The 20,528-nt window shown below is 45.7% G+C and carries 14 protein-coding genes; 7 read left to right on the top strand and 7 right to left on the bottom strand.

Annotation, left to right across the window (positions count from 1 at the left end; all coding sequences use genetic code 11):
- The first annotated feature begins 9 nt into the window (after positions 1 to 9).
- The 4 genes from C7475_RS16705 to C7475_RS16690 are packed head-to-tail and all read left to right on the top strand — an operon-like array spanning position 10 to position 2,866.
- A complete protein-coding gene (locus C7475_RS16705) occupies positions 10 to 585 on the top strand; it encodes an SIS domain-containing protein (protein ID WP_110054649.1) in 576 nt (191 codons plus the stop codon).
- Positions 582 to 1,277 carry a nucleotidyltransferase family protein gene (locus C7475_RS16700; protein WP_110054517.1) on the top strand — a complete coding sequence of 232 codons (696 nt, stop codon included), beginning with the start codon at positions 582 to 584 and terminating at the stop codon, positions 1,275 to 1,277. Before C7475_RS16705 ends, C7475_RS16700 begins: the two co-directional genes overlap by 4 nt.
- A 17-nt stretch (positions 1,278 to 1,294) precedes the next feature.
- Positions 1,295 to 1,834, top strand: a complete 540-nt coding sequence (locus C7475_RS16695; protein ID WP_110054516.1) for an HAD-IIIA family hydrolase — start codon at positions 1,295 to 1,297, stop codon at positions 1,832 to 1,834.
- A gap of 57 nt (positions 1,835 to 1,891) precedes the next feature.
- Positions 1,892 to 2,866: a hypothetical protein gene (locus tag C7475_RS16690; protein ID WP_110054515.1), complete on the top strand. Its 975-nt coding sequence runs from the start codon at positions 1,892 to 1,894 to the stop codon at positions 2,864 to 2,866.
- Positions 2,867 to 2,923: 57 nt separating this feature from the next.
- Here the strand turns inward: C7475_RS16690 and C7475_RS16685 are convergent, their stop codons facing one another.
- From C7475_RS16685 to C7475_RS16665, 5 genes are all read right to left on the bottom strand, one after another.
- Entirely contained in the window at positions 2,924 to 5,539 is a 2,616-nt protein-coding gene (locus C7475_RS16685; RefSeq protein WP_110054514.1) for a carbohydrate binding domain-containing protein, read from the bottom strand.
- Between the two features lie 113 nt (positions 5,540 to 5,652).
- Positions 5,653 to 8,184 carry a DNA gyrase/topoisomerase IV subunit A gene (locus C7475_RS16680; RefSeq protein WP_110054513.1) on the bottom strand — a complete coding sequence of 844 codons (2,532 nt, stop codon included), beginning with the start codon at positions 8,182 to 8,184 and terminating at the stop codon, positions 5,653 to 5,655.
- Positions 8,185 to 8,188: 4 nt separating this feature from the next.
- The gene (locus tag C7475_RS16675; RefSeq protein ID WP_110054512.1) at positions 8,189 to 8,587 is read right to left on the bottom strand and encodes a hypothetical protein; all 399 of its coding nucleotides are present in this window, start codon (positions 8,585 to 8,587) and stop codon (positions 8,189 to 8,191) included.
- A 34-nt stretch (positions 8,588 to 8,621) separates the two neighbouring features.
- The gene (locus C7475_RS16670) at positions 8,622 to 9,482 is read right to left on the bottom strand and encodes a DUF1835 domain-containing protein (RefSeq protein ID WP_233259881.1); all 861 of its coding nucleotides are present in this window, start codon (positions 9,480 to 9,482) and stop codon (positions 8,622 to 8,624) included.
- Between the two features lie 43 nt (positions 9,483 to 9,525).
- Positions 9,526 to 11,424 carry a DNA topoisomerase IV subunit B gene (locus tag C7475_RS16665; RefSeq protein WP_110054511.1) on the bottom strand — a complete coding sequence of 633 codons (1,899 nt, stop codon included), beginning with the start codon at positions 11,422 to 11,424 and terminating at the stop codon, positions 9,526 to 9,528.
- 426 nt (positions 11,425 to 11,850) lie between these two features.
- Between C7475_RS16665 and C7475_RS33005 the strand changes: the two genes are divergently transcribed.
- On the top strand, positions 11,851 to 12,006 hold the full coding sequence (locus C7475_RS33005; protein ID WP_158286522.1) for a hypothetical protein: 156 nt from the start codon (positions 11,851 to 11,853) through the stop codon (positions 12,004 to 12,006).
- A 228-nt stretch (positions 12,007 to 12,234) separates the two neighbouring features.
- On the opposite strand, the gene C7475_RS16660 is transcribed toward C7475_RS33005, so the two are convergent.
- Positions 12,235 to 12,867 carry a response regulator gene (locus C7475_RS16660; RefSeq protein WP_233259880.1) on the bottom strand — a complete coding sequence of 211 codons (633 nt, stop codon included), beginning with the start codon at positions 12,865 to 12,867 and terminating at the stop codon, positions 12,235 to 12,237.
- A 103-nt stretch (positions 12,868 to 12,970) separates the two neighbouring features.
- On the bottom strand, positions 12,971 to 16,084 hold the full coding sequence (locus C7475_RS16655; protein WP_110054509.1) for a triple tyrosine motif-containing protein: 3,114 nt from the start codon (positions 16,082 to 16,084) through the stop codon (positions 12,971 to 12,973).
- A gap of 314 nt (positions 16,085 to 16,398) precedes the next feature.
- Here C7475_RS16655 and C7475_RS16650 point away from each other — a divergent pair, with 314 nt between their 5' ends.
- The gene (locus C7475_RS16650) at positions 16,399 to 17,304 is read left to right on the top strand and encodes an oxidoreductase (RefSeq protein WP_146217572.1); all 906 of its coding nucleotides are present in this window, start codon (positions 16,399 to 16,401) and stop codon (positions 17,302 to 17,304) included.
- A gap of 298 nt (positions 17,305 to 17,602) precedes the next feature.
- On the top strand, positions 17,603 to 19,996 hold the full coding sequence (locus C7475_RS16645) for a glycoside hydrolase family 31 protein (RefSeq protein WP_110054507.1): 2,394 nt from the start codon (positions 17,603 to 17,605) through the stop codon (positions 19,994 to 19,996).
- Positions 19,997 to 20,528 lie beyond the last annotated feature (532 nt).

Raw genomic sequence — 20,528 nt, 5'->3', positions numbered from 1 at the left:
ACTTATTCTATGACGAACAATATCATCAAAACAATACAGGAAAGCATTGCTGTAAAACAAGCCATCTGCCAGGACGAAAGACTCGTAAATACCATCCAGCAGGTAGCCGCAGTGATAACCTCCAGCCTGCAACAGGGTCATAAGATCCTCTTCTGCGGTAATGGCGGCAGTGCAGCAGATGCACAACACCTGGCGGCAGAATTCTCCGGCCGTTTTTATAAAGATAGAACGCCGCTGTACGCTGAAGCACTTCACTGTAATACTTCCTACCTCACCGCTGTAGGCAATGACTATGGTTACGACCAGGTGTATGCCCGCATTCTGCGTGGTATCGGCCAGCCAGGCGATGTACTGGTAGGCATATCTACTTCCGGCAATTCCGCCAATATCCTTGAAGCTTACAAAGTAGCTAAAGGTAAAGGCATGATCGTCGTAAGCATGACCGGCCAATCCGGTGGTAAAATGAAAGACGACAGCGATTATCTGCTGAATATGCCTTCTTCCGATACACCCCGTATCCAGGAGTCACATATCACCGTCGGACATATCATCTGTGAGATCGTAGAAAATAATCTCTTCGCATGATCCGGGAATGTATAGTACTGGCCGGCGGATTAGGTACCCGCCTTCGTAGCGTGGTGGCCGATAAGCCCAAATGCATGGCTCCTGTAAACGATAAACCCTTCCTGTATTATCTGCTGCAATATCTCATCAAACAAGGCATTACACATGTCGTACTCTCGCTGGGATATAAATCGGAACAGGTCATTGAATGGTGTGAACAGGCTGGTTTACCGTTAGAGCTCTCCTACGCTATCGAAGCAGAGCCGCTTGGTACCGGTGGCGCTATCTTAAATGCCGTTTCGCATCTGAAAGAAAACGAGTGTTTTATCGTGAACGGAGATACGTTCTTTGATGTATCGCTCCCAGCTTTCTACAACTTCCATAAGCAGGCGCAAAGCAAACTGTCACTGGCATTGAAGCCCATGCAGCAGTTTGAACGCTATGGCAGCGTGCAACTGGACCAGGACGCACGTATCACCGCTTTCCTGGAAAAGAAATACTGTGACGAAGGACTGATCAACGGAGGCGTATACCTGACGTCAAAACAATACCTGGAAAGCCTTCAGCTGCCCACACAGTTCTCCTTCGAAAAAGAAGTGCTGGAACCGGAAGTGAAAAACGGACAGCTCTACGGATTTATCAGTGAAACATATTTTATCGATATCGGAATTCCGGCAGACTACGAGCAGGTACAAACAGATTTCCGTTCTTAAACCTGCAATGAAAGATTATGCATATTGATGCTTCATGGACATTATTCCTGGACAGGGATGGGGTGATCAACAACGAGATAAAAGACGGTTATGTGCTCAGCTGGGATATGTTCCGCTTTGAAGAAGGTGTGCTTACCGCTTTGCCTGCCCTTGCAGCGAAATTTGGGAGGATCGTAATGGTCACCAATCAGCGCTGCATCGGACGGGGACTTCTGACAGAAAAAGGATTGAACGACATTCATGCAAACATGCTGGAAGTCATTACAGCCCAGGGCGGCAGGATAGATAAGATCTACCATTGCCCTGACATTGACAACGATAGCCCCTGCCGCAAACCGAATGAAGGCATGGCCGTGCAGGCCAAAGCCGACTTCCCGGAGATCGATTTTTCCAGGTCCATCATGGTAGGTAATACATTGAGCGACATGAAATTCGGTAAAGACAAGGGAATGACCACCGTATTCATCCCCTCTACCAAACCCGACCTGCCGTTCCCCCATCCATTGATGGATTACCGCTGCAAGGGGTTAATGGAATTTTTGGAGATCATACAATAATTTTGTGTCATATAACGTAATAAGCCTGTAGATAAAGTTTTCATTTCAAATAAAATTATGATCAGAGCCTGTCTTCTATTGTTATGCTGTACTCTCTGCACGTTTACCGGGCTGAAAGCCCAACGCGTAAGGATAAGCCCTGCTAACGAAGCTGTCCTGCGTTCCCGCCAGGATTCCCTGCAGGTCCTTTCTGCACTCATCCTGAGAGGCAGGGATGAAGCCACCAGGCAGGAGGCCAATGACCGTTTTATTCCGCAACTGGTACAAGCACTGAAAACGCCTGGCTCATTCGACTTTAAGTTCGATTCCCTGGTTACAATATCGATCCAGTACCCGGCAGACAGTACCTTCCGGATCTTCAGCTGGGGCCTGGAACAGGAAACAAGCTTCTACCATCACTACGGCGCTATACAGATGAGAACTGACAGTGGAGAACTGAAACTGTTCCCCCTGTTCGACTATTCCGATTATATGAACAATACTGACACCATTGCCGGTACCAAGAACTGGTATGGCTGTCTTTACTATAAGATTCTGCAACGCCGCTATTTTAATAAGAACTATTACACCCTCTTCGGCTGGGACCCTAACAATGTCCGTAGCCAGAAGAAACTGCTGGATATGCTGACGTTTAAAGATGGAGAGCCTGTATTCGGTGGCCCTTTCTTCAGCTTTGCAGAAGATACTGTTCCGAAAAAGACACGTAACCGCTTCATCCTGGAGTTTAAGAAAGAAGCAACCATCAGCATGAGCTACAATGCAGAAATGGACATGATCGTATACGATCATCTCATCTCGGAAAGTAATCAGCCCTCCAAACCTTCCACCTTCGTACCCGACCTGGACTATGAAGGATTTAAATGGAAAGCAGGAAAATGGGTGCACATCGAAAAAGTATTCAACGATGCACTCCCTCAGGGTAAAGTTCCCGTACCGGAGCCAATGAATCAGAAACAAAAGAGACTAACAAAGCCTCGTACGGCGGAAGAGATCAACGAAGAGATCCAACAGCCGAAAAAGCCTAAACAATAAATGATAAAGGCGGACCATACAAACGGTCCGCCTTTATTATATCTGATCCCTTTTGCATTATTGTACCAGCACCTCGTCCACAAATAACCAGGAAGTACTGCCCTTAAACAGATAGCCATCCGGAATAGTACCGATCGTTTTGGCGATGAAACGGATATAACGAGCTTTCTTGTTCTTTACATTGACCTGGAATGATCGCAGGTATGGCTCTCCCCTCACTGATCCTTTCCCGTTCTTTTCAGTACCTGCCAATTCATATTTCTTACCATCAACAGATACATATACTGATACTTCTGAAGGCAGGAAAATACCGCTGTTTGGATCTGCCAGGAAATTCACTTTCACATTTCCGATACTTCCTACAGCCTGCATATCAATTGTTGCATGTATATCTTTCCCGGAGAAGCCCAGCCAGCGGCCATCTTTAAATGCTGTCGTACCCATGATGCCGTCTGTCAGCGTCGCCGCACCTGCAGCAGGATAAACAGGATGAAAAGGTGTTTCCAGCGTCACAGGTTTGCCCAGCGCCTTATTCACCGGGATGAACGCCTGACTGCCCGCTATCAGCTTCCCTTTCTCAAACAGTCCCGCATATACGGTGCTGGCAGTATTGATCTTTAACGGTGAATGATATACAGGCGATCCCGCATCAGGCATACGGTCCACAGCATATCGCAGTTCATTGTCTTTACTGCTGCTGCTGATATTAACAGTAGCAGTATGATCAGCATTGATCTCATAACGGATCACCGGATCAGGGCACACCTGTAACAGATCAAACCAGGCAATCCCCTGATCAGGCACTTCCAGTGTCAGGATCGCATTGGTTGATGAAGTGTTGGCGCGGAATGTAAAGTTGTATTTCTTCCAGTCAGTGCCTAGTTTGAATGCATGGTCCTGTTCTGCCGCTTCCATCGTCATCCTGAAGGAAGGCATCTTCTCCTGCACCCTTGCCTTTGCCCATACAGACACGGTATAACTGTTACCTGCATTGATCACCATAGGCACCAACCGGATCTTATTTCCTCCACTGTCTGTTGGAGTGGTTAACCGCAAGCTGAACATTCCTTCCATGCTCGTCCTGGAATCGGCAAAGAAGGTAGCACCGGCATCAGCCTTACTCCTGGACGTACTCTTCACATTAGAGCCGATGGGCAGGCCAGGACTGACTACCTTTTCAAACCCGGGGTTCAGCGTCAGATTGCCTGCATACAATAAGGATGACGATGTGTCACCACCAGCCCGCACCAGGTATACACGGGTGCTGTAGGCATCAATGATATCTGAGATATTCCCTGCTGCAAATGGAACTGTCCTGTTCTCAAACCAAAGCTCCGCCTGGGAAGACAACGCACCGTCTTTGACATCTGCTTGCAGGGATAATGTCTTCGGCTTATTCTCGTTGTTGACCGCGAGGATCAACAGGTTTCCTTTATATTGAAATGCTTTCGTCAAAATAGTGCGGTCATCACTATGCACAACCGGCGCAGCATCAGCAGATAACAGGAAAGGTGTCATCTGTGCCGTTTCCACCGCCATATCGCTACAGGCGGACCATGCGGAAACGGATTGCGGGTTCAGGTTACCGGGAGCATGTACGTAATACTGAATGCCTTTCGCTCCGTTTACAAGCCCCATATAGGTCATTACACGTATTTCCGCGGCTGTTGGTTCGCGGGACCACATTTCCTGTCCACCGAAAGCTTGTGGTACCAGCCACACAGACTTCTCATATTGCAGCTTGCTGTGGATCACTTTCACATCTTCTGCGACCTTATCTGCCGGCCCCGGTATAGGATAAGGATCCGTCATGGCAATATCCATCGTGTTGCGGAAGTCATTGATCTTCTGCGGCATCATGAATACCACCGACACGGGGTGATACGGGTCCAGCTCCTTAATAAGCTGGTATGCCTTTTCTAGTACTGCCGGAGGTCTTCCCTGTCCATCCGGTTCGTCATTAATATACCATGCCAGTAAAGCCGGATGGTCTTTAAATGCCAGCACCTCACTTTTTAATATGGCCAGCTTTTCGTCTTCTGTCATATCCAGCCCTTTAGCTCCGTTATGACCGCCTCCCACCAGGGAGTTCACCCCATAATTCACCCGTACACCCAGCTGTGCGCAACGGTCCATATAAGCCTTACGCTCTCCGAAAGTGGCCGCCAGGTTACTCTGGTAAGTTCCGATCAGATTGAAGCCATGCGCTACTTCCGTCTCAGCAAGATCTCCGACGCCTACACAATAGAAACCAAAAGGAAAGAACGGCAGTCCATCAGCTATCAAACCACCTGTCAGGCGGTCTATCTGCACCGCATTATTCTTGGCCGCTAACTGCCTGATGGTAACACTACCGCTATCTGCGATTATCTGTCCATGTAACACCTGGTATTGCAGGCTATTTATACCGGCCGAGAGTCCCGTTACAGACGCTGCAACCCAATGCCCCGTAGCACCGGTACTACGGCTCAGTTCCTTTCCATTATGGAATAACACAAGCTGGTATTCCGACGCCTGTAAACTGTCAGGAATCACACCAACAACACTACCGGTCTGTGGCGACAGGTAGTAATCATACCTGCTGAATACTTTGAATGGGTGATTGTTGCGCTCCTGCGCACGTGAAGGCAATGCTCCGAGCAGTGGGAGCAGCCATAGCATGACTTGTTTCATTGGACCTATAATTAACCTATTTCCAATTTAAATAAGCCCTGTTGTTAATCCTAATTAATTAAAAAGCCGTCCCGCAGAATGCGAGACGGCTACTATAGTTTGATAAGATATTATCAGAATAATTCTCCCTGTACTCCTTCGTCCGGTTCTTCCTCCTCAGTCGCCAGTTCGGCACTGATCAGTTCTTCTCCGGCAATACGTGTACCGACAGTTCTGTAACCTGTCACCTCTACAAATTCAGCCAGGTCCACTTCCTCCTCTTCCGGATTCCGTTTCTTGCCTGTTCTCAACAGCACAACTGGTTCTGCATGAGTGGTGATCATTTCCAGGTAGTTACCAGCGCCTTCTTTGATGAACAGGAACTTGTTGTTCATTGTCTGCGTCTCGATCTTGAAACGTTTGGCATTGAACTGTTTCTTGTCTGCGTCAAAGTAGATAGCAGAAACGATCTTTTCAGGATTGAACTTCTCGATATAAACCAGCTCATTCGGATCATAACGGTTCGTCAGCTCAAAGTTGGTCAGCTCATAAGTACCGTTCTTGAACGCTACGAAGATCTTATCATCCCCTTCAAAAGAACCGATATAAACGCCTCTTTCTTCAGTGTTCAGACGACCCACCTCGGTATCGTACCAGATCTTCTGTCCGGAGAGTGTAGAAACGCCTTTCTCTTTGAACTTCACACTGCGGATCGGGTATTTGGTTACCTGGTTACCTTGTGAGTTACGCCCTTTGATGGCGATGGTCTCAAAATACAGGTCAAACTCTTTATTCCTTGCCGCACAGTTAGGACTTAACCGGATGCTCACTACTTCAGCCTCCCCGTTCGGATTGGCAGTAAAGTAATGCACCTTCGAGTTCTTCTCTCCCTTGATGGTCAGGTCATATTCCTTATCACGCGTGATACCTGTTACGTTAAAGCGTTTGGCATAACTCATACCGGTTTTGCCATCCACATAGATCATGTTATAGGTAGTACGTTCGTCGTTCTTCCTGAAGATGTCGATATGAATGATATCCTTACCTACGAATACTTTATCCGCCACTTTGGTAATGATCATTTTACCATCTCTGCGGAAGATGATGATATTGTCCAGATCAGAACAATCTGCCACAAACTCATCTTTCTTCAAGGATGTACCGATAAAACCATCTGCCCTGTTCACATAGATCTTGGCATTGGCAATCGCCACCTGCTGTACCTGGATGGTATCGAAGGTCTTGATCTCAGTGATACGCTCACGGCCTTTACCATATTTCTTCAGCAGTCCTTCGTAATAAGTTACGGTGAAGTCAACCAGGTTAGCCAGGTCATGTTTCACCTGTTTGATATCAGCCTCTATCGCTTTGATCTGTTCATTCAGTTCGTTGATATCCAGTCTGTAGATACGGCGTACAGGCTTTTCTGTCAGCTTCAGGATATCTTCGCGGGTGATCTCCCTCTTCAGGTTCTTCTTGTAAGGGGCAAATCCTTTGTCGATTGCCACGATCACTGCTTCCCAATCCTTGTGTTTCTGCTCCAGCTCCTTATAGATGCCCTTTTCAAAGAAGATCTTTTCCAGGGATGTATAATGCCATTTATCCTGCAGTTCCTGCAGTCTTATTTCCAGCTCACGTTTCAGCAGTTCCTGTGTAAAGTCTGCAGAGTATTTCAGCAGTTCGCTTACTGTCAGGAAGCGTGGTTTATCTTCGATGATCACACACGCATTCGGTGAAATAGAGATCTCACAGTCTGTGAAAGCGTACAGGGCGTCGATAGTGATATCCGGAGAGATACCTGGCGCCAGCTGCACTTCTATTTCTACGTCTTTCGCTGTGTTGTCAACTACCTTCTTGATCTTGATCTTACCGTTATCATTGGCTTTTACGATAGACTCCATCAGGGCAGTCGTTGTAATGCCATACGGTACGTCTTTGATCAGCAGGGTTTTCTTGTCTTTCTCTTCAATATGTGCACGTACACGTACTTTACCGCCGCGTTTACCATCATTGTAGTTTGCAGCGTCTATCATACCGCCTGTAGGGAAGTCCGGGAACAATTCAAACTTCTTTCCTCTCAGGTATTTGATCGAAGCTTCAAGCAGCTCTATAAAGTTGTGTGGTAATATTTTGGTAGATAATCCTACAGCAATACCTTCGGCTCCCTGTGCCAGCAGCAGCGGGAACTTCATTGGCAGGGACAATGGTTCGTTCTTACGGCCATCATAGCTCTGTTGCCATTGTGTGGTTTTCGGATTGAAGGCTACATCCAGTGCAAATTTGGACAAACGTGCCTCAATGTAACGTGCAGCAGCGGCGTCATCACCCGTACGTACGTCCCCCCAGTTACCCTGGGTATCGATCAGCAGGTCTTTTTGTCCGAGGTTAACGATGGCATCGCCGATAGAGGCGTCTCCATGCGGATGGAACTGCATGGTAGAACCTATCACGTTCGCCACTTTATTAAAACGGCCGTCGTCCATTTCCTTCATAGCATGCAGGATACGGCGCTGAACGGGCTTTAAACCATCTTCCACGCTAGGTACCGCACGCTCCAGGATCACGTAGGAAGCGTAATCCAGGAACCAGTTCTCATACATGCCCCCCAGGTGGAGGATGTTATGTAATGATTCGTCTGTCGGTTGTGTATTATCGATGTCGCTCATAATCTTATTTATTGATCATCTTTTCAAATTCATCTCTCCAGATGCGTACGGAATCTTTCCTTACGTCAGCCATGGAATTCAGTTCAATAAAGCAGCAGTCGGTCACTGCTATCAGCTGATGCCATACGTTGACAGGCACCTCTATTCTGGCAGGCGCTTCCAGCTCTACGGTCTCAATTTTACTACCGCCAAGAGGGCACCAGTCCATTGCTGCTTTACCGCTTATCAGGTACAGGACCTCCGGATTCTTATAATCCGCTTTTCCTTCATGATAATGTTGTCCGCTGCTACTGCCTGCTTTCCGGCAACATAGAATGAAATCACCGCTACGGTCTGTATTCCACTCGTAGTTACTACCTCTTTCATCTTCTCCCACCAGCTGCACAGGCGTTACTTTTATCATGTATCAGGTAATTGAACGGTTATAATTTAACTGCTTATTCTGTCGGCAGTTTTATTTCAAAATCCTTAATCGTCTTCAGTTCTCCCTTGCTCTCCAGTTTTCCCTGTTTGATCAGCTCTTTCAATCGCCATCCGAGGAACTGGTCCATTACCGGATACTTCAGTTTCCCTGTCACTAGTCCTACTACTTTAGATGCTTTCTGGAACTCGGCAGTAGTTTGTTGTACCAGTTCTTTATCGTAAAAAGTCGCAGGTTCACCTTTGATCTTCTTACCACCTTCCAGCAAACGGATGCCGCCATTCTCATTCATCATCCTGCTCCACTCGTCGCCATCCAGCTCATATTCCGCCAGGGAAATTGGTCTTGCCAGTTTCTTTGCTTTCAGGAATTCTTTTGCCAGGATCTGATGAAGGTGCGTGGGATAAAATACGCTTCCCTTTTCATTGAGGAAGGGAAGATTATTGAGGTAGATGATGTGAATACGTCCGGAAAAATCATATAGTTGGCTCACCAGCCAGTAATATCCGCATACATCCCTGGCGTTCTGCCCGGCCCATATATATACTTCCTGTTCAGGTGCTGATTTCAGCAGGGCTTTCAGCTGCCGGAACTTCTCCTGGTCGCCTGCTCCTTCTTCAGCCACGGCCGCTACAGCTGCAGGCGCCTGTGTCTCGGGAGCGCCTTCTGCTACCGGCTGCGGTTGTATGCCTGCCAGCTGCATCCACCATTGTTTACGGGCATTCTGACCGTCTTTGGTGTCAAGGATAAAAAGAGGACCTACGGACAGGTCATCTTCAAAGTAAAGTATGTCTCCTTTCAGCTGCTCATCCAGTTCAAATGCTGCGGCTAGTGCCGTAGCGGATGATTCACCGAAAACGATATGTAACAGTGCCATTGATTATCTTAAATAATGCTGATTTAAATACCTGCTTCCACGCTTATTCCGCTTCCTCTACCAGGTCCTTCTCGTAACGCAGGTTACTGATAATGAATTCCTGTCTTGTCTGCGTGTTCTTGCCCATATAATATTCCAGCAGCTTCTGGATATGTGTGTCTTTAGACAGGATCACCGGTTCTACTTTCATGTCTTCATTGATGAAAGTCCCGAACTCCTGTGGCGAGATCTCACCAAGACCTTTAAAACGGGTGATCTCAGGTTTGTTACCCAGCTTTTTGATGGCTTTCTGTCTTTCCTCATCACTGTAACAATAGATGGTCTGCTGCTTATTACGCACACGGAACAACGGTGTCTCCAGGATATACAGGTGACCATTCTTTACCAGGTCAGGGAAGAACTGCAGGAAGAAGGTGAGTAATAACAGGCGGATGTGCATACCGTCCACGTCGGCATCTGTTGCTACCACGATCCTGTTATAACGCAGGCCTTCCAGCCCTTCTTCTATATTCAATGCATGTTGCAGCAGGTTGAATTCTTCGTTCTCGTAAACGATCTTTTTCGTCAGACCGAAACAGTTCAGTGGTTTACCCCTCAGACTGAATACAGCCTGGGTTTCCACATTACGTGACTTGGTGATGGAACCGCTCGCTGAGTCACCTTCCGTAATGAAGATGGTTGTATTCAGACGTTTGGTTTCCATGTCATTCTTGTCTTTGCCACTCACCTCTTCGTTCAGGTGTATACGGCAGTCACGTAACTTACGGTTGTGCAGGTTTGCTTTCTTAGCCCTTTCATTCGCCAGCTTTTTGATACCGGCCAGTTCCTTACGTTCACGCTCACTCTGCTCAATACGTTTCTTTAAAGACTCTGCTGTGGTAGGGTTCTTATGCAGGAAGTCGTCCAGGTGCTTAGACAGGAAGTCCAGTACGAACGCCTTCATGGAAGGTCCGTTCTCGTATACGGTCAGAGAGCCCAGTTTGGTCTTGGTCTGTGACTCAAATACCGGCTCCTGCACTCTTACAGAGACAGCAGCACAGATAGAAGCACGGATGTCCGTAGCGTCATAATCTTTTTTGAAGAAGTCGCGGATGGTCTTTACAAATGCCTCACGGAAGGCTGCCAGGTGGGTACCGCCCTGAGTGGTGTGCTGACCATTCACGAAGGAATAGTATTCTTCACCGTACTGATTCTCATGGGTAATAGCCACTTCAATATCTTCCCCTTTCAGGTGAATGATCGGGTAACGCAGTTCATCCTCGTTGGTCTTACGTTGTAAGAGGTCGAGGAGGCCGTTTTTGGATACATATTTTGTACCGTTGAAGTTAACGGTCAGACCAGCATTCAGGAAACAATAGTTCCAGATCTGATTTTCCAGGAACTCAGGGATATACCGGTAATTGCGGAAAACTGTATCATCCGGCGTGAAGGTCACCAGTGTACCGTTAGGCTCCTTTGTGGCTGTTTCTTTGTGCTCTTTCGTCAGCACGCCGCGTTCGAACTCCGCTACCTTGGAGCGGCCGTCACGGATCGATTCCACTTTGAAATAGGTAGACAAGGCGTTCACAGCCTTGGTACCCACACCGTTCAAACCGACAGATTTCTGGAATGCTTTACTATCATACTTGGCCCCTGTGTTGATCTTACTCACCACATCCACCACTTTCCCCAGCGGAATACCGCGGCCGTAGTCACGAATGGTCACACTGTGCTCAGTTACCTTGATGTCCACCTGCTTGCCGAAACCCATGGTATGCTCGTCAATACAGTTGTCCGCCACCTCCTTTAACAGAATGTAGATACCATCGTCCATACTCGAGCCATCGCCCAACTTACCAATATACATCCCGGGACGAAGGCGGATGTGCTCACGCCAGTCGAGTGACCGGATCGAATCTTCGGTATAGGCGTTTAAGAGATCTTTCTTATCCGTAGTAGCCATAATTATATAGAAATTCCAATTTACAGTTGTTACAATGCCGGGCTTTCCATGCCTCCATTACGCCAGGTTCCTCAATGTCAGTCAAAATGGGGCATTTTTTCCGGAAAGGCAAATTTACTAAAACTTTTAGCAAAATCCGGTTGCTGGCAAAAATACAGGTTTCAGCGTATCATCCCAAGTATTAGTTATACACTATGCTTAAATAAATGGATAACAATTATTTGAGGGCGCTGCCAAAGGAGATTTTTAGTCCAGGCATGGTTTTCCGGTTCACCAGGATAAAACAAATATAATTTCTTCAAAATATTGTACAAAGAGGCTGAAAAATTTATTCACAAAAGTTATTCAGAAAATGCGATTTATATAATCAAATATTTTATATTTACAACTAGTCGTCTTTTTGAAAACAAACCTCAGTCCTAATCTATGAAAACTACATTCTTTATCACACTGTTATCAGTGCTTACCATTGCGCTCCTCATTACTTATATGGTTAAAAAAGAGCAGCGCTCCATGAACCGCTTAAGCAACAAATTCATCAGATTGCTGGAAAGATTCAATTCCTGGCAGATGATGAGATAACAACATTCAGTTATTTCTTAATAAGACTTTACCTATGAAAGCTGGTCTATTATTTAAATTGGCCTGTTTACTGATTGCCTCAATGGTCCTTGCTGCGCATTTTGTGCGCAAAGCGCTGGGGAAACTAGGGACAAACAATGAACAGATGTAATCTACTCAGTACTAAACATTATAAAGGGCGCAAAGATGATCTTTGCGCCCTTTGCTATTAATGACTTAACTGGTTGATTACCTGTTGTAATATTTATTTACGGCATCAGTCCGGCTTCTCACGTGCAGCTTCTCATAGATATTGTGCACATGGCGGCGCACCGTTTCAATACTGATAAACAAATTGCTCGCTATCTCTTTGTACAAAAACCCTTTCGACAGCTGGTCCAGGATCTCTTTCTCCCTGGAAGTCAATGCCTCCAGTGCAGGATTAGGTTTCGCCTGCTTCTGGAAATATGCTACTACCCTGCGTGCTATCTGTGAGCTCATAGGAGAACCTCCCTCATGCAAGTCGCGAATGGCCCCCAGCAACTCACTAGGCGGTGTTTTCTTCAAAATATAGCCGCTGGCGCCTGCTTCCAGCGCCTGGAATATTTTATCATCATCCTCATACACAGTCAACATCATAAAATGCATATCCGGGTACTCCCCCTTCAACCGGGCAATACACTCGATCCCGTTCATACCTCCGGGAAGATTAAAATCCATTAACACCACATTGGGCAACAGGTTAGGGATCTGCTCTACTGCAGTTTCACCGTTGTTGAACGCCCCTATACAAGCATACCCATCCGAGCCATTGATCAATAATTCCATGGCTGTACGGATATCATGGTTGTCTTCTACAATCGCCACAGAAATAATATCCATGTTATCCTGAGATTTCTTTTTCGAGTATACAGTCATTATATCAGTTGTTTGTTTAGAGAGAGGTCAACGTAATACGATATTTTATGTTACTTACAAATCTAGACTAAATTAATGGGATATCTAACAAAACTATCGTACCGTGATGCGACGTAATATCAGCATGTCCCCCTACGGCCTGCATTCGCTTCTGGATGTTCTTTAGACCGTTTCCGAACAACCTTACTTTTTCCTGATCAAAGCCTTTGCCATTATCTTTTATCATAATCGTCATGTTCTTATGCATCTCTATTTGTATTACTACCTCAGAGGCCTGTGCATGTTTAACCACATTGTGTAATGATTCTTTTACAGCGAGGTATATATTACGCCGGGTACCGCCACTTAGTTTAATATTGGGGATAGATTCCGGAATATAGAACTGGTGCGTGATATGTGCATGTTCCAGGAAGTCGGCCGCAAAACTTCGCATGTAAGCTATGAGGTTCTCCAGCGAATCATTCGATGAATTCATTGCCCAGATGATCTCGCTCATTTTGTCCACCAGCTCACCTGCAGCTTCTGATATACGTTCCAGCTCCTTCGTCTGCGACGTGTCCGTTATTTTTCGCTTCGCGATCTCACTTAACAAACGTATCGTGGACAGCCCCGATCCCAGGTCATCATGCATATCACTGGAGATCCTCGCACGCTCCTGGTCTACCGCCTGCTCTTTCTCCAGCTTCAATTTCTCATGACGGATCTTGTAGTCAAGATACAATGTTGAAAAGTAATATGCTACTCCCAATAGTAGTAGTAACAACAGGAACCTGAACCACAGCGACTGCCAGAAAGGTATCCGTATAGTTATTTCGAGTGAAGTTGGTGTTGAGTTCCAGATGTCATCGTTATTAGACGCACGCACATTGAATGTGTAGGTTCCTGGCCGCAGGTTCGTGTAACGCGCCATTCTGAATGCTCCGGCCTGCACCCAATCTTCATCCGCCCCGTCCAGTTTGTACTGTACTTTGTTCTTAAGCGGATTGGTATATTCCAGCGGCACAAATTCAATTGCGATCGTATTGTGATTATAAGGCAATTCAATTCTGCGAAGCAGTGACAATGCCGTATCGGATTCATATGGTTTATCCAATACTTCCATACGCATGATCACCACTTTCGGCTTTGACGGATTATTCCTGAAATCCTTCGGATAAAAACCGTTTGAACCGCGTATCCCGCCAAAGAAAAGCTCTCCGTCCACAGACTTGAAAAATGCGCCTGTATTGAACTCATTTGATTGCAGACCATCTTCGTAATTGTACGTTGTGATCTCATCATTACCTGGATTGATCTGCGACAATCCTTTGTTATGACTTACCCATATCCTGTCTTTTTCATCCAGCAGTACACCATACAAATAATCGTTGATCAGTGCAGGATAATCATAGCTATTGTAATGCTTTTTACGCAGGTTATCTTCACCTAATACGAACAGCCCCTTTGAGGTAGCCAGCATCAGTTCTTTACCAGCTCTTTTTGCAATTGATTTTACAATTGTGCCAGGCGGCAAAGTGATGATCTCCCAACGGGTACTGCCGATCTTCTTTACATATGCAGCGACCTTGGTGCCGACGTATTTATTTCCCAACAGATCTTCGTAATAGGTGGTTAGTATTTCATCCGGAAATTCATGTACGATGTCCACCTTATATCCTCCCCGATCTCCCGGCACTATTTGCAGCAGATATCTTCCATAATTGAAGTACACTTCGCCATTGGTCCGCTTAAACAGGAAAGGATAAATGTCTTCCTGCGGAGGCAAGCCTATAGCGTTCACATATTTTGTCAGATCTTCAAACTTGCGTGTGCGCACATTAAACAGACCGATATGCATTTCAGAAAAGTGGAACCACAAGTGTTCAAAATCTTCTCTGCAAATAGCATTCAGATTCTTCGCAGGAAAGATGTTCTGCCTGCCTTCACCAGGAATACGCTCCAGGAACTTTCCTCCTTTCTCATAAATATCCAGTCCGTCGTTCAGCAGTCCCACATACAATTTACCATCATCATGTTTATATACTGCCCTCACCATATTATGCGTAGTGGCAGGAGAACGATAAAGGTTAAAAACTTTTTTATTGGGAGAATATTTTTTGATGCCATCGCCGTCGGTGCCTACCCACATATTGTCGGCTGCATCTCTGTACAGATAGGTCACTACATTCCATGAACGGCTTTCTGATCCATTGAAGGAAACAATACGATTTACGATCTCATTTCGTTTCACATTGTAGATCATCACACCGTCAGTTCCACCGATCCAGATATTGCCGTTCAGATCCAGCTCAAGACACAGAGGAACGAAATTCGCATCTTTAGGGTCACGCTGATCGAATGACAGATCGCTATATTTATTCAGTTTTTTATTGAAGATGATCAGATGTCCTTTACTTGCGATGATCAGAGAGTCGCTATTGAGGTTGCGGAGTACGGTGTGTGAGGTAATGCCGGGCAAACAATAAGTGGTAAGGCGCATGTTCTGTGTGTTCATGGCCAGCAACTCGCCCGGTTCGAAATTCATCCAGATGGTGTTACCGTCTTTGAAAACAGCGTTGGCTGCTATTCCCTTCTGTAACATCGCCTTCGGATAGAGTATTACTTTCTTCTTGGCGTAGGTTGAATCGTCCAGCACATATAATCCTTTGGTAGGCCGCCACACCCACAGATTGTGTGCGACGGAATCTTCTCCCAGTATTCTGAATTTATTACCGCTGTCGCGTTCGCCGTTGTTCTCGTAAGTAGTGTCTTCCAGTACAGTTTCAAAGGAGTTCTTATACTCGTCGTAAACGCTGATGCCATAGTTATGCGTCAGCACCAGCTGATGCCGCCGGTTGCGGTATAAGGAATACCCTTTGTACCCTTTCAGGGCAAAGCGGTTAATCAATGCACGTCCCCCGTTATTGTTCCGGATCACCAGGCTTCCCTTTCCCTGACCGGCACGTTCCTGTAAACTTGGATTGAACCTGTATTCATTGAACCCATACCCGTCGAACCTGTTGATGCCATCGTGTGTAGCGATCCACATAAACCCCTGATTATCTTCAAGGATATCGTATACCGAGTTCTGGGATAAGCCTTCGTTTACGCCATAAGAATCGAAAATGTAGGGCTTATCCTGTGCGTTCAACACAGATACGGATAAGGTACACAGGAAAAAAATTAATAAGGTCCTCGTCATCTGCGCCCGCGATTGCTATGCTTTTTAAGTAATAGAGGTTATAAAATACTGAGTTCAACTATAACGCAGTGCTTGCAAATATATAAATCTGCCGCACACTTTCTAATGATTTTGTATTTTTCTTCCCGCAATACATCCCATTAAAACCAGAAAACAACATGCCTGGAAAAACTACATCTGCCATAGTCAAGGTTTCACACAACAAAATGCCCTTTTTAGCCTTATTTTTTTCCCTGATCTTTTTCCAGGCATCTGGCCAGGCCGGACACAGTTTGCATGAACATGAGGCCCCTCATATCAAAAGTATACGTGGAATGAGCGTTCTCGATAACGGTGTTATCTGGCTTTCAGGTACGGAAGGCAAAGTAGGCCGTACTACTGATTACGGCGCACACTGGGAATGGATCACGGTACCAGGGTATGATACCTGCGACTGGCGTTCTCTGGTAGCTTTCAGTGATAAGCGGGCACTACTGTTAAATGCAGGAGAACCGGCACATCTGATGTTAACTATAGATGGCGGCGTTTCCTGGAAAGAAGTGTACACCGACCATACCAAAGGTGTTTTCTTTGACGGGATGGCCTTCAGGAACGCCCGCGAAGGTATTGCCATCGGCGATCCTATCAACGGAAGGTTTACCGTTATCCGTACAAATGACAGCGGCAATACCTGGCAGCAGGACCCTGTGGATGCTTCACCTATTGCCAAAGAAGGCGAGGCTATTTTTGCCGCCAGCGGTACCAGCGTACGTGTTATGCCTGGCGGACAAGCCTGTTTCATCACCGGCGGTACTAGCAGCCGTTTCATCAGTGGGTGGAAACAATGGACGCCGGTGGAATGGAACTTTACACATGGTAGTCCTGGAACCGGCGCATTCTCTGTTGCTTTTGCCGACAAAAAACATGGTGTAGCAGTAGGCGGCGATTATACTAAAGACACACTCACAACAGGCAATTGTCTTATTACACAAGATGGCGGCCGCAGCTGGAAACCTGTTGTCACACCTCCCCGTGGTTATCGCTCCTGCGTCCAATATATCGGACACGATACATATGTTGCAACAGGAACATCAGGGACCGACATATCAGAAGATGGCGGGCTCCACTGGTATAAGATCAGCAAGCAAGGATATCATGTGGCAGGTGTAACTCCCGATGGCAAAAGAATATGGCTGGCAGGTAGCAAAAAACTGGCAAGCTTTGGTGCATTTAAGTTATAACTGCAGGCTATATAAAAGGGGTGCTGCGAAAGCACCCCCGGAGAAAAATAGGTTAAAGCAAAAAGTACATTATTTAATTCTCAAGATAACATATACACGAATATGTTACATAGGTATTTTAGCGAATGTGTTAATTTTACTGGTAAACAACACGTAAACAGTGTCCATCGTAAAACAATGTTAAAACAATATTTTTGTCTAATTTGGACGCCGACAGGGAATGGGAATCAAGGTGTTCACACAGTAATACAGCTGTAATGAACGGGAACATCTGATTCACGAAATTTAAAAGCGAATTATGCAAGTAACAACCTCATCGGGTAAGTATTCGGCCAAACATTATCCGGATATAATTAAAGAGTGGAAAAAAGAAGGGAACTACTTCTATTTTTATACAACAGAAACCATACTGGAAGTAAGGATCGTTTCAGATAAAATCGTTCGCTTCCGTTATGCAGCTGACGGTAACTTTCAAAGGGACTTCTCTTACGCTGTAAGCGACCGGCTTGAAGAATCTCCGGTTAACTTCGGACTGCGTGAGTTCGAAGAGAATTTCGAAATATATACAGAAGCCTTACGTATCTACATTTCAAGGGATGATATGCGCCTTACGATCACTGATATCGAAGGCGATATTATCAACCAGGATGAGCTGGGTTTTCACTGGCAATATTATTTACAGAAAGGTGGTAAGATCATATACTGCAGCAAGCAGATCCAGGAAGATGAATGCTTCTATGGAATGGGTGATAAACCAACCGATCTCAACCTCTATGGCAAACGTTTGGAAAACTTTGGCACTGATGCCTATGGTTTCCAGAAAGACACCGATCCGCTATACAGGAATATTCCCTTCTATTATGGTTTACACCGTGGTAAAGCCTATGGAATATTCTTCGATAATACCTTCCGCACCATCTTCGATTTCGGTAAAGAAAGAGAGAATGTAACAAGCTTCTGGGCAAGAGGCGGAGAAATGACCTATTACTTCATTTACGGCCCTGAATTACTAAAGGTGGCAGAAGGATACACCAGCATTACAGGAACGGCAGAATTGCCTCCTTTATGGGCACTGGGATACCAGCAGTGCCGCTGGAGCTACTACCCTGACAAAAGAGTAAAAGAAATTGCGGCAGAGTTCCGTAAACGCGAGATCCCTTGCGACGTGATCCACCTGGACATCGACTATATGGAAGGTTTCCGTTGTTTTACATGGAGCAAGGAAGGATTCCCTGAACCTGCAGGACTTATCAAAGAACTGGCGGCACAGGGTTTCAAGGTAGTAGTGATCATCGATCCCGGTATTAAAGTTGATCCTGAATACGATATCTATAAACAGGGTATCCAGAACAACTATTTCTGTAAAAGACAGGACGGTGCGCTCATGGAAGGTGATGTATGGCCAGGTAAATGTGTGTTCCCCGATTATACCAATCCTGAAGTACGTAAATGGTGGGCTAGTCTTTTCAAAGGGCTGGTGGACGTAGGTGTCAGAGGCGTGTGGAACGACATGAACGAACCAGCGGTATTTGAAATGGGTACCTTCCCGGAAGACGTACGTCACGACTATGATGGAGAAGCAGTGAGCCACCGTAAGGCGCACAATGTGTACGGACACCTCATGAGTAAAGCGACGGCGGCCGGTATGAGGAAGTTCCTGATGCCTAACAGGCCGTTCGTAATATCCCGCTCCTGCTATGCAGGTGCACAACGGTGGACGTCTTTCTGGACGGGCGATAACGTGTCCAGCTGGGACCACCTGTCACTGGCGTCCATACAATGTCAGCGTCTCTCTGTTTCCGGGATCTCCTTTGCAGGAAGTGATATCGGCGGATTTATCGGCGAACCTGACGGCGAACTATACGTGCGCTGGATCCAGCTGGCCGTGTTCCATCCGCTGATGCGCACACACTCTGCCAGCAATGAAACAGGCTTCAACCAGGAACCCTGGAGCTTCGGTACAGAATATGAAGCTGTAGCTAAGAAATTCATTCAGCTGCGTTATCACCTCCTGCCCTATCTCTATACTACTTTCTGGCAATACAGCCGCTGGGGCACACCAATGATACGCCCACTGGCATTTGTCGCCCAGCACGATAAACAAACCTACGATCGCTCACATGAATTTATGCTGGGCGACTCCCTGCTGATCAGTCATGTGTCCGAGCCAGGTATGAAAGAGAAAGAGGTGTACCTGCCGGAAGGACAATGGTACTATTACTGGAATGACCATGTGTACACCGGCGGACAGGTAGTTAAGGTTGCAACTCCGCTGGATGAAATACCGCTCTTCGTAAAAGCAGGTGCAGTAATCCCGAACTATCCGAAGATCCAACATGTAGAAGAACGTAACACAGAAGAGATGATCTTGCAGGTTTATTATTCTACAGAACAAACAAGTAGTTTTCTGTATGAAGATGCCGGTGATCATTATGGTTATAAGAATGGTCAGTACAACGATATCAGATTTAAACAAACATCAGAAAAACATTTCTTCGCACTGCGTAAAAAATACTTCGGACAATATAATGCAGCTTACAGGAAACATAACATACACGTACATGGCTTGCCGTTCAAAGCGAAAGAATATGTATTGGATGGTAAGGCTGTAAAGCTTACTCCTGCTAACTTTATAGGCAACGTGGTGAATATTGTTGTAGACAGGAAGTTTGACAATATCGTTATCAGGTAGTATACCTTTCTAAGACAGTTACTGATTATAAATCCCAAATTCCGTAAAGAATTTGGGATTTGTAGTTTTAAACCCTACATAAAAAAAAGGGCACATTAGATTGAGATCTTAGTGCCTTTTCATAACCTATGCCAACTTTAGAGTTATCCAAAATTAATATGTTATAACTGATACACAAAGCCTCCAAAGGCTGTTCAGGCAAAATGAACAAAATGAACGAGTCAAAAAATCGTGAACGGATGAGTTGTGTTAATGCGGAGTTACAAAATGATTTATTGACGATTGATAATCTCATTTCTTAACATCTCATTCACTTTTGTTGTTACTTAATTAGTGTCGTTCTCATGCTACAGTTTGTTAACACTACTCCACGATCTTTATCTTTTTTGTGAGAATTCCCCTTCGCTAAAGCTGTTATACAATGGGTTATACAACGTTTTTGGCATACGCGGCATAATAGTTGTGCCTACTCTAACGAATCGTTTCTATTTCCTCCGTTAAATGGAACCCATTTTTTAACCTTTCAAAATTC

Source organism: Chitinophaga sp. S165 (assembly GCF_003182155.1).
Lineage (GTDB): Bacteria > Bacteroidota > Bacteroidia > Chitinophagales > Chitinophagaceae > Chitinophaga.
The sequence above is the reverse complement of the archived record's forward strand: the minus strand, read 5'-3'. Positions and strand labels throughout refer to the sequence as shown.

Coding starts and splice junctions, on each gene's coding strand:
- C7475_RS16645 (WP_110054507.1), top strand. CDS start 17,603: ATGCAAGTAACAACCTCATCGGGTAAGTATTCGGCCAAACATTATCCG.
- C7475_RS16705 (WP_110054649.1), top strand. CDS start 10: ATGACGAACAATATCATCAAAACAATACAGGAAAGCATTGCTGTAAAA.
- C7475_RS16685 (WP_110054514.1), bottom strand. CDS start 5,539: ATGAAACAAGTCATGCTATGGCTGCTCCCACTGCTCGGAGCATTGCCT.
- C7475_RS16660 (WP_233259880.1), bottom strand. CDS start 12,867: ATGGATATTATTTCTGTGGCGATTGTAGAAGACAACCATGATATCCGT.
- C7475_RS16675 (WP_110054512.1), bottom strand. CDS start 8,587: ATGATAAAAGTAACGCCTGTGCAGCTGGTGGGAGAAGATGAAAGAGGT.
- C7475_RS16700 (WP_110054517.1), top strand. CDS start 582: ATGATCCGGGAATGTATAGTACTGGCCGGCGGATTAGGTACCCGCCTT.
- C7475_RS16650 (WP_146217572.1), top strand. CDS start 16,399: ATGAGCGTTCTCGATAACGGTGTTATCTGGCTTTCAGGTACGGAAGGC.
- C7475_RS16665 (WP_110054511.1), bottom strand. CDS start 11,424: ATGGCTACTACGGATAAGAAAGATCTCTTAAACGCCTATACCGAAGAT.
- C7475_RS16690 (WP_110054515.1), top strand. CDS start 1,892: ATGATCAGAGCCTGTCTTCTATTGTTATGCTGTACTCTCTGCACGTTT.
- C7475_RS16680 (WP_110054513.1), bottom strand. CDS start 8,184: ATGAGCGACATCGATAATACACAACCGACAGACGAATCATTACATAAC.
- C7475_RS16655 (WP_110054509.1), bottom strand. CDS start 16,084: ATGACGAGGACCTTATTAATTTTTTTCCTGTGTACCTTATCCGTATCT.
- C7475_RS33005 (WP_158286522.1), top strand. CDS start 11,851: ATGAAAACTACATTCTTTATCACACTGTTATCAGTGCTTACCATTGCG.
- C7475_RS16670 (WP_233259881.1), bottom strand. CDS start 9,482: ATGGCACTGTTACATATCGTTTTCGGTGAATCATCCGCTACGGCACTA.
- C7475_RS16695 (WP_110054516.1), top strand. CDS start 1,295: ATGCATATTGATGCTTCATGGACATTATTCCTGGACAGGGATGGGGTG.